The organism is Stenomitos frigidus ULC18 (assembly GCF_003003795.1).
Classification (GTDB): domain Bacteria; phylum Cyanobacteriota; class Cyanobacteriia; order Leptolyngbyales; family Leptolyngbyaceae; genus Stenomitos; species Stenomitos frigidus_A.
Window position 1 is genome coordinate 1 of record NZ_PVWK01000067.1, and the last position, 9900, is coordinate 9900.

General features: G+C 51.2%; 5 protein-coding genes. 2 read left to right on the forward strand and 3 right to left on the reverse strand.

Annotation, left to right across the window (positions count from 1 at the left end; all coding sequences use genetic code 11):
* The first annotated feature begins 133 nt into the window (after nucleotides 1–133).
* Nucleotides 134–370 (forward strand): transposase, encoded by a 237-nt coding sequence (locus C7B82_RS12300; RefSeq protein WP_245939852.1) that lies wholly within the window; start codon nucleotides 134–136, stop codon nucleotides 368–370.
* 199 nt (nucleotides 371–569) lie between these two features.
* Here C7B82_RS12300 and C7B82_RS12305 read toward each other — a convergent pair whose 3' ends face one another.
* Nucleotides 570–3428: a PAS domain S-box protein gene (locus C7B82_RS12305; protein ID WP_106256588.1), complete on the reverse strand. Its 2859-nt coding sequence runs from the start codon at nucleotides 3426–3428 to the stop codon at nucleotides 570–572.
* A gap of 42 nt (nucleotides 3429–3470) precedes the next feature.
* On the reverse strand, nucleotides 3471–4412 hold the full coding sequence (locus C7B82_RS12310; protein WP_219904305.1) for a BMP family protein: 942 nt from the start codon (nucleotides 4410–4412) through the stop codon (nucleotides 3471–3473).
* 387 nt (nucleotides 4413–4799) lie between these two features.
* On the opposite strand from C7B82_RS12310, the gene C7B82_RS12315 reads away from it, so the two are divergent.
* Nucleotides 4800–8744, forward strand: coding sequence for a GAF domain-containing protein (locus C7B82_RS12315; RefSeq protein ID WP_106256589.1), 3945 nt, complete (start codon nucleotides 4800–4802; stop codon nucleotides 8742–8744).
* Here the strand turns inward: C7B82_RS12315 and C7B82_RS12320 are convergent.
* Nucleotides 8741–8935, reverse strand: a complete 195-nt coding sequence (locus C7B82_RS12320) for a hypothetical protein (protein ID WP_106256590.1) — start codon at nucleotides 8933–8935, stop codon at nucleotides 8741–8743. The two genes, C7B82_RS12315 and C7B82_RS12320, sit on opposite strands and share 4 nt — an antisense overlap.
* Between the last annotated feature and the right edge of the window lie 965 nt (nucleotides 8936–9900).

The following is a 9900-nucleotide window of genomic DNA, read 5'->3' on the forward strand; positions in this document are numbered from 1 at the left end:
AGGTTGGCAGACGGCTGTCTCCCTGTAAGATAGCAATATCAGGACTTTATGCCTCCTCACTCAGCGGAACCAGTGCCACGGTTATCACCTTGACGGTTTAATTGAGGCGTTAGAGCCGGTGTATCCCCAGCTCATGACGAAAATCAGCTTTGAGCGTTCGACGAAGCCCTCGAAACAAGCGAAAGCGGCACAAGGCAAAGCTGGCTTTGTCCCAGCCGTCGCAAGATGGGTCATTGAACGCTCCAAAGCTTGGATGGAGCGTTGTAAAAGTCTGATCAAAAACTTTGAGCGCACGCTCGCTCATGCCACCACCAAGATCAACCTCTGCTTTGTCAGGTTCTTGCTGAAGCGGCTTGCAGCCGCTTCCTGAGATCTCAAATGGGTTCTATACAAAGGCGAACTACTCTTACAAAAAGATTACAAGAATTTGAAGAACGAAGAATCAAGCACTTTAGCGCTTGTCACATTTCTGTAATCCGATCCGTAGCACATTCGCCAACAACATCGCCTACTACTCAAACCCCGTTAAGCAGGGTCATCGCAGAAGTAGGCGTTTGCTTGACCGCGACTCAAACCCCCACTTCTGCGATGACACCCTGAGACGGCATACCGCTTTGCCAAACTGGAATTTTAAGCCAAAACTCGCTACCCTGTCCTGGCTGTGAGACGCAGTGTAAAGAGCCATGATGTTTATCAACCACAATTTGGTAACTGATGGATAGTCCTAGTCCCGTTCCTTTACCGGTAGGTTTAGTGGTGAAAAAGGGATTGAACAACTGCTGCTGCACCAACGCCGTCATGCCCGGTCCATTATCTTGAATCTGAATGGCTACCCTGTTGACATGATTGGTTTGGTGTTTATCGGTGACTAGCTTGGTCCGAATCGTAATCTGGCTCGGCTCCCTTTGAGCAGACGGCACTGAGCGCTGCTTATTGTAACCATCCAGAGCATCGATCGCGTTGGCCAGGATATTCATAAAGACCTGATTCAACTGTCCGGCATAGCATTCCACTAATGGTAAAGCACCGTAATCCTTCACAATTTCAATGGCGGGATGATCAGCGGTTGCCTTGAGCCGACTTTGCAGAATCATCAGAGTGCTGTCAATGCCTTCATGAATATCGACGGGCTTCATCTCCGCTTCATCGAGGCGAGAGAAGTTGCGTAACGACAATACAATCTGACGAATGCGGTCAGCACCGACTTTCATCGAACTAAGCATTTTAGGCAAGTCTTCGATCATGAAAGCGAAATCCATCTGCGCTAGTTTTTCGTCAATTTGGGCATCAGGAACGGCATACTTCTGTTGGTAAAGCTGCGCTAACTCCAACAAATCATGGGTGTATTCAGCCGTATGCGTGAGGTTGCCATAAATGAAATTCACCGGATTATTAATTTCATGTGCGACACCCGCCACCAGTTGTCCTAGCCCCGACATTTTTTCAGCTTGAATTAACTGTCCTTGGGTTTGCTGCAAGGTTTGTAAGGCTGTCTCTGCTTCTTCTTTAGCCTGCTTAAGGGCAGTTTCTGCTTGCGTGCGGTCTGTAATGTCTAGCGCCAACGAAGCGACACCAGTCACCCTGCCCGCTTCATCTGCCAGGGGCGTGTTGTACCACTCGCAAACAATCGTTCTGCCGTCTTGCGTGATGTTCTCATTCACGCTGTTACTACCGCCCCTCTGCTTGAGCAACGCATCCATGACTTGTTGTACAAGGGGTCGAGCAGTGCTTGGCACGATCAATTCCAGGGCATGTCGTCCGATCGCCACTGCGGCACTGTAGCCAAAGATGCGCTCCGCTGAGGGATTCCAAGCTGTGACTTCAAACTGCGTGTTCCATTCCACCACCGCTAACGGTGTTTGACGAAAGAGCAGAGAGAGTCGTTGTTCTGAGGCTCTCAGTTCCTCTTCTGCCTGCTTGCGATCGGTAATGTCAATGCCTGTTTTAATGACATACGCGATCGCGCCCTGGTCGTTCAACAAGACGGTGTCGGACCAGGCCACCAGTTTATGGACACCTTCTGTGGTATCCCAAACTCCTTCATACTGCCGTGGAAAACTACTGACCGTTAACGACTCAAACTCGGTTTTAGTCTGCTGTGCGACATCGGCGTTCACAAAGAGTTGCCAGAGCGGTTGATTTTTGATGTCCATGAAGGAGTAGTTCGTGACGCGTTCACACGCTCGATTGAAGCGGACCACCCGTCCTTGTGGATCAAGTACAATGACGAGTGCGCCAGCGATGTCTAGAATGGCAGCCACAAAATTGCGCTCCGTTTCAACGGCGGTGAGCGACCCCTCAAGTTGCGTTGCCATCTCATTGAACGCGATCGCTAACGTACCTAACTCATTCCGGCTAGAAAGATTGACTTTTGTCTGCAGTTGTCCCTGACTGAGTTGGGTTGCCGCTGTGGTTAAGCGCTTGAGTGGTACCACAATCTGACGGGCAGCGAGGAAGCCGACCACCACGACAACAAGGGTCACAACGGACAAGGCTGCTCCCATCACCCAAACTAATTGTTGGACTGGAGCGTAGGCTTCTGCTGTTGGTAGTTCGACGACCACGTACCAATTCACACTACGAACAAACGCACTAGCGCCCAGAACGTCGACCTGGTGCAAACCCTGGTAGCGGTTGAGGCGCTTGTCCTTTGCCGCTGCCACTAAGTTCTTTAGGAAAGGACGATTAGCAAGGTCCTGAAGCTGAAACGTCTCCGGTCTACTGCTTTTTTGAGCAATGAGCACGTTACGTTCATCCACTACATAGATATCGCCCGTTTTGCCGACAACCGTCTGGGAGACAATAAACCCAAGAAAGTTGAGCTTCACGCGCGCCATTAAGACACCATCCACCTCATCTTGATCATTACGAATGGGCACTGCCAGCAGGGTAGTAGGCTGATGCGTTTGAGCATCAAGCTCGACTGGACTCACGTAATCTTCTTGCTGCTTAAACGCGTGTATAAACAGGGGTGAATTCGCCCAGCTCTTGGCTTGCAACGGGGTGCCTCCAGTTGCTGCGGTCACCACTTGACCAGTCCGGTCTAAAAGGGCAACCGCTTCATACGCCTCGTTGTGCCGCACCAAGCCCTCCAACAAGCTTTGCTGCACCGGTCGCTGAAAGTTGGTCAGCCCTTTGACCCGAGCCAGGTAGCTCAGTTTGCGCTTCAGGTCATCCAAATAATTATCAATTTGTCCAGCCGCCGCTTGGCTCCGCTCCTGCTGCAAGGCTTGCGCTTGCAGTAGCTGTGTCTGAGCGCTGAGGTAGATGAGTAAGCCGCCAGTGGGCAGCAGACTGAGCAGCACCAAAAACAGCAGCCCAAAGCGCAGTTGATTAGCGATTGAGAAGAGCCGATGCCAGGGTTGAAGCATAGACACGGGAGCTTTGAGTCGATCGCGATGATCACTGAGTTGCTTCGGCTTAGTCATGAGGTTGAGAGGAATAATGGGGAACTAAAACCGCGCCAGTCATTACGGTGAAACATCAATTTTGCCAGTGGTCACTGCTTCTCGGATGGTCTTGAAGGCAGTCTCTTCTGAGGCTGTTAAGGTTTCATGGAAGGGTGCGAAGTCATAGATCTTTTCTTTGAGTCCAAACTTGTACAGTCTGCCTTCCCAGCGACCTTGTTGTGTCAAGACTGCGGCATTCAGCACTAAATTGGGAATATCTTGCAAAACACTCGTGACGACTTTACCAGGAGCGAGTGCAGACTGATCTTTGGCCCAACCAATGACCGCTACACCTGGCTTCTGCGTTACGGCTTTGAGCGCGGCAATACCAGCCTCATCGGCGTTAACGGCCAAAACATCGACGCCAGTAGCCACCATATCTAGCGCCACTTTGGTCGCTTTGACCGTATCAGTCCAAGTTTCCAGGAAGGCAGTCGAGGCTTGCACAGAGGGATTGGTTGCTTTCACGCCTCGGCGGAAGAGCGCTTCTTCTTCTTTATAAACTGGGTAAGCCGCGCCAACGATGTAGCCCACTTTCTGCGTTTTGGTTTTGATCGCCGCAAGCGCACCCGTTAAATAGCCTACTTCGCCGGAACGAAAGGCTACTGCACCGAGGTTCTTGTTATTCCCCGGATACGTCGTCACGAGGGCAAACTTAGTGCGTGGAAAATCCTTGGCGACCTTCTCAGCCGCTTGAGGATAGGCACCACTCGCTGCAATAACGAGGTCATAACCTGCCTGGGCATAGTGGCGCAGCGCCGACTCACTGTGAGCCGCATCAATAGTGCCGGTAAAATCCGTCTGCGCGTTAAACTTGCTCTGAATCAGTTTGAGCCCTTCATAGCAAGCTTGGCTCCAGCTATTGTCATCTTTCGGACCGGTCGTTACCAGGGCAACCTTAAAGGTGCTTGCAACCGTGGTCTCAGATGTGTTAGGGATGGTGGAAACAGAGTGGCAACTAATTGCAAATCACAGGGTTAATACTGCCAGGAGCAGCTTTTTGAAGGTCAGAGGTGTCAGCATGGGCGTTTACACTCATAAGGAGTTGATTGAGTAGCCGTCTGATGTCAAGCATCAGGTTTACTTTCTGCTGCTTAGTGTGCCCATGTCGTTTGCCTTGAAAACAGCTTCAGGCGGCGAAGCGCACAATTTCATCACTTTGCTGGCACGAAGCTTGGGGCGCTCCAAACGAGGGGGTGCTTTGCTGCTCTCGGTGGCATTGGGTTGTATAGCTGTTGCCACAGAGGCAGATCATTAAACAACCTCTTCCTGCATGGCAGGCACAGCAGAAAGGCTGTTTTCATTGAGCCGAGAGTACGTCACTAAAGCGATCGATTTAAGAGAGGCGAAATGGGTTTGGCAGCGGTTTTGCAAGCAAAATGGCTCTATAAGAGAAACCTTTTGGGGTTGCTCCTCTTAGTAATTGCTGGCTTTTTAGGCAACTACTTTCGGTGGACGTTATTTTTTGACATTGACTTTCTGTTTGGCTCGATCGCCGTTTGGTTGGTGGTCTGTCTGTATGGCGTTCGCTGGGGCACGTTAGCAGGATTCATTGCTGGTAGCTGCACTTACGTCATTTGGCATCATCCTTACACGACGCTGACCTTTACACTCGAAGCGCTGTTTGTCGGTTGGCTGTTTCATCGTCGTCAGCAGCAGAATATCGTCTTACTGGATGCGGCGTTCTGGTTACTCATTGGGATGCCGCTCGTCTGGTTTTTTTACGCTGTCGTCTTGCACGTAGACTCAGCTCAAGTCTTGATCATTCTGCTGAAGCAACCTGTGAATGGCATTTTCAATGCCCTCATCGCCAGTCTCTTGTTGACCCATCTGCCGATTCACCGTTGGGTTTCCCGCCCACCGGCTATCGCTACCTTATCGCTGCAACAGACACTCTTTAACTTGCTGGTCGCCTTTGTAATGGTTCCTACCCTGATCTTGATTGTGCTGGCAAGCCATCAGGTCGTGAATGATATCAAGACAACGGCGCGCGCTGACCTGGATGATGCCACTCGTTATCTGACCGTTGAAGTGCGTGCCTGGTACGAGCGGCGGTTAGCGGTGGTGAATGAGCTTGCCAAGCTGGCAGTGGATGTTCCTGAAGGGGATTCTGTTCAAGGCGATAGAGTGCGGCAGAAAGGGGAATTTGCCCAACGTGTCTTTCCAGATTTTCGACAAATTCACGTGCTCGATCGGACAGGGAGACGCATACTGACTGCTGGAGATGGTGCAACTCAAGCTCAGGGCGGCTCCGATGACACCTTTTATTTCAAGCAATTGCAGCGATCACCCGGTGCGTTGCTTTCGTTAGTGCAACCTCAACCCGGTAGTACAGCATCTCCAACGGCAATGCTGGGTGTGTCGATTGTGCGAGATGGCCAGTCCGCGGGGGCTGTTTTAAGCGAACTGGACTTAAGTTTCATCACCAGCTTATTGCAGGCAAACGTGGGCGATCGCGGGCTGAATATAACCCTGGTCGACCAGCAGAACACCGTCGCCGCCAGTACGCGCACCGAGTGGATTGGTAACCAGTCGTTTGACTGGCGCAAACAGGGAAAAACTGAGGCGATCGGTGAGCAGACTTATCATTGGCTACCCGTCAGCAGCCCCTTAGTGATGGTGCAGTGGAACAAGTCGCTGTTTGTGAAAGAAGTGACAATCAGCAACAAAATCCCCTGGAGGCTGATTGTGCAGATGACTGCGACTCCTCATGTGCAGCATATTGAGATGGTTCATACCCGCAGTATGGCGATCTTGCTGGTGATTTCTGGCTTTGCTCCGCTGGCAGCGATCTTTGTCAGCCGTCAGCTCGTCAAGCCTGTGTCGCAGTTGGCCACCGTCACGACGAATCTACCCGAAAAGCTATTGGCCCAAGCATCCATTCAATGGCCCCAGAGCCAGGTGACTGAGTTTGCCCTCCTCGTCCACAACTTTCGCTCAATGGCCGCAAGCCTCCAGCAAAAGTTTGGTGAGATTCAACAAGCTAACGCCTCCCTAGAACAACGAGTGCAAGAGCGGACGGAGGCACTTCAGCAAAGCAACGCGGCTCTGCGCGAAAGTGAAGCGCGCTTCCGGCAGATGGCAGAAAATATTCGTGAAGTCTTCTGGATGGGATCAGTCGGCAAAGACTCGCTTACTTACATCAGTCCAGCCTATGAAGCCATCTGGGGACGCACCTGTGCCAGCTTGTATGAAGATCCTCGATCGTTCATTGATGCCATTCATCCAGAGGATCGAGCCCAGGTGGTGGCGGCGTTTGCCAAGCAAAGGCAAGGAGACTACAGCGAAGAGTATCGAATTATACAACCGAATGGCTCTATCCGGTGGATTTGGGATCAAGCGGTTCCCATTCGTGATGAAGCGGGTGCAGTTCACCGCATTGTGGGGGTTGCTCAAGATATTACGGAGCGCAAACAGGCAGAAGTGATTGTACGGCAGCAGACAGAACGAGAACGCTTGCTGGGGGCAATCACCTTACACATGCGGCAATCGTTAGAGCTTGACGATATCCTCAATACGACCGTTGCCGAAGTGCGTCAGTTTTTACACACCGATCGCGTGGTTGTTTACCAATTCCAACCTGACTGGAGCGGGATTGTCATTGTCGAGTCGGTCGCAGAGGGCTGGCAATCGCTTTTGGGTAGGCAAATCACCCATACCTACTTTGCTGAAACGCAGGGAGAAGACTACAAGCAAGGGCGCATTCTGGCCACTAATGACATCTATGCTGCTGGCTTAGCAGACTGCCATCTTGAGCTACTCGCGCAACTGCAAGTGCGGGCAGAGCTTGTCGTGCCAATTCTGCAAGGCGAGACGCTCTGGGGGTTATTGGTCGCCCAGCACTGCTGCTCTCCACGCACCTGGCAACCCTCTGAGATCGACTTTCTCAAGCAAATCGCGATTCAAGCCGCGATCGCGATTCAGCAAGCCGAACTCTATCAGCAGGAACAGCGCCTCAACACCATTCTGGAGCAGCAGGTAGAAGAGCGGACAGCGCAGCTCCAACAGTCCTTGCGCTATGAAGCCATGATTAAACGCATGACCGATAAAGTCCGGGATAGTTTAGACGAAGCGCAAATTCTCCAAACGGCGGTTGAGGAGTTGGTGCACGGCTTAGAGCTCTACGGCTGTGATACGGCTCTCTTTAACTTAGAGCAAGGCTCGATGACCCTTTCCCATGCCTGTACGCATGAAATGCTGGCACCCCATCCAGAAGTGGTTTTGGCAACGAACTTCTCAGATATTTATCCGCAATTACTGGTAGGGCAAAGCCTCCAATTCTGTGAGCTAGTACCGCCATTCATGGATGCAGCCTGGCAGCCGAGAACCATCTTTGCCTGCCCGATTATTGACGATCAAGGGGTCTTAGGCAAACTGCGACTGTTTCGCGACTGCGAGGCAATTTTTAGTGAGTCCGAAATCCGTTTGGCGTTGCAAGTGGCAAATCAATGCGCGATCGCGGTGCGTCAAGCCCGACTGTATCAAGCGGCGCAGGTAGAAGTCAAAGCCCTGGAAGAACTCAACCGCCTCAAAGACGATTTTCTCAGCACAGTGTCCCACGAGTTACGAACCCCTGTCTCCAACATGAAGCTGGCGATTCATATGCTCAAAACCATGCCAACGGAGGAGCGCCGTGAGCGCTATCTGGAAATCCTGCAAACAGAGTGTACCAGGGAAGCCGACCTCATCAATGACTTGCTGGACCTCCAACGAGTAGCTTCAGGCACCAGAGTGTTGGAACTGGAAAACATTGATCTGCAAGCCTGGCTAGAGGAATTGCTCCAACCGTTCCAAGAACGTGCCCAAACGCGCCAGCAACGGCTGCAAGTTAACCTCTCACCCAGACTCACAACCTGGATGTCTGATCGGGCTTGCCTCAGCCGCATCGTGGCCGAACTGTTGAATAACGCCTGCAAATATACGCCGCCTAATGAAACGATCACCTTATCGATTCAACCAATCGATCAGTCAGCAGACAGTGAAACGGCACAAGCTCAAGAGCGCATCATTTCACTGGTAGCGACCCAGCTGCAACTGAGTGTTTGTAATTCAGGCATTGAAATTCCTAGTGGTGAACGCGATCGTATTTTTGCCAAGTTTTACCGCATTCCTGGTACCGATCGCTGGCAGCAAGGCGGCACCGGCTTAGGACTCGCACTGGTGCAAAAACTGACTGAACATATTGGCGGCACTATTAAACTAGAAAGTGATGCAAACTGGACCTGCTTTATTGTTGAGCTGAAAGCACAGACACCCATGACAGCCATGGCAACTTCAACCGCCGCAAAGCCTTAAGCGAACTGCAGCGCCAAGCCTGTACTGCTTTTTGGGGTGGGTCCCGTCTGTAATGTTGCAGCAGTATCTAACCGCACCCAAACTTGATAAGACTGGTCGGACGTGGTCACCAGGACAGCCTCGCTGTCCTGTGTCAGTTCCTCCGCATAATCATAAGCAGCTGAACGGTTACCAGTATCAAAGGTTGCCACCAGGGCGTACAGGTGGTTTTGCCAGCGCAGACCTTGCTGTATCTTTGCATCCAGATAAAAATTGAATGAGTGGACGCTGCTCGCCTAAATAACTATCGCTATCATCGAACCTACTTGGGGTATGACACCGTTCCTGGCAATTAGGTATCATATCTCCCAGAGCCTATGCTAGAAAGCAGTTTTAGCGCTCAGTTTTCTGTCAAAAGTATCGCTCTGACGACCGTTGAGCGGTGTTCAGGACCGCATAGTCCATCAGAAAGGAGAGAAATCTAGGTAGGCTCGGGCCAGTGAGACGTGAATCGACAACCATTGAGAAGTTCGACTCAAGACGGAAGAGTCATCCTACAAGCAGGTTGGACTTCTTTGGGACTGTGCCACCTCCAAAAACTCGTACTACAAGCGTCATCTTGCAGAGTTCAAGACCTCAAAAGCCCAATTTCATCGTCGCACTTCTGCCCGCTCAGCAGCAATTGGTAGCTGCAAAGGAGATGCGTAGAAGTGATCAATCAGGCTCCGCCTTCATGCCTTATGGCAAGGGTCATCGCACTAGAAATGATGCTGATTTGATGGCTATGGCGTCGAACCAAGAGTCCGTGCGAAAAGTAGACTTTTTGCACTCTAAAAGTCTCTGTAGCCAGAACAGGCTTCCAGCTAACGATTCACACAAGCTTTCGATGACCTGTGCGGCTAACTTTACGTTTTTGGCGGGGTGGGCAATATTAGCCCCTTAGCGTACAAATTTTTCCGAATTCTGAGGTGCCCCCACTAACGACCAGAATTTTTCCGCTGCTAAAACTAAGTACACGTCACCATAAAAGGGGTACGGAAATCAACTTGCCTTGGCGCGGGTTGATTTAGGGTCGTATTTTGCCATTATTTTTGCGACTAACTTGGTTGTCCAATGAAAGGGGTGAGCATACACATTCCACTCGGCAATGAATGCTTGCAGACGTTCTGCCAAAGCC

Coding starts and splice junctions, on each gene's coding strand:
- C7B82_RS12300 (WP_245939852.1), top strand. CDS start 134: ATGACGAAAATCAGCTTTGAGCGTTCGACGAAGCCCTCGAAACAAGCG.
- C7B82_RS12305 (WP_106256588.1), bottom strand. CDS start 3,428: ATGACTAAGCCGAAGCAACTCAGTGATCATCGCGATCGACTCAAAGCT.
- C7B82_RS12315 (WP_106256589.1), top strand. CDS start 4,800: ATGGGTTTGGCAGCGGTTTTGCAAGCAAAATGGCTCTATAAGAGAAAC.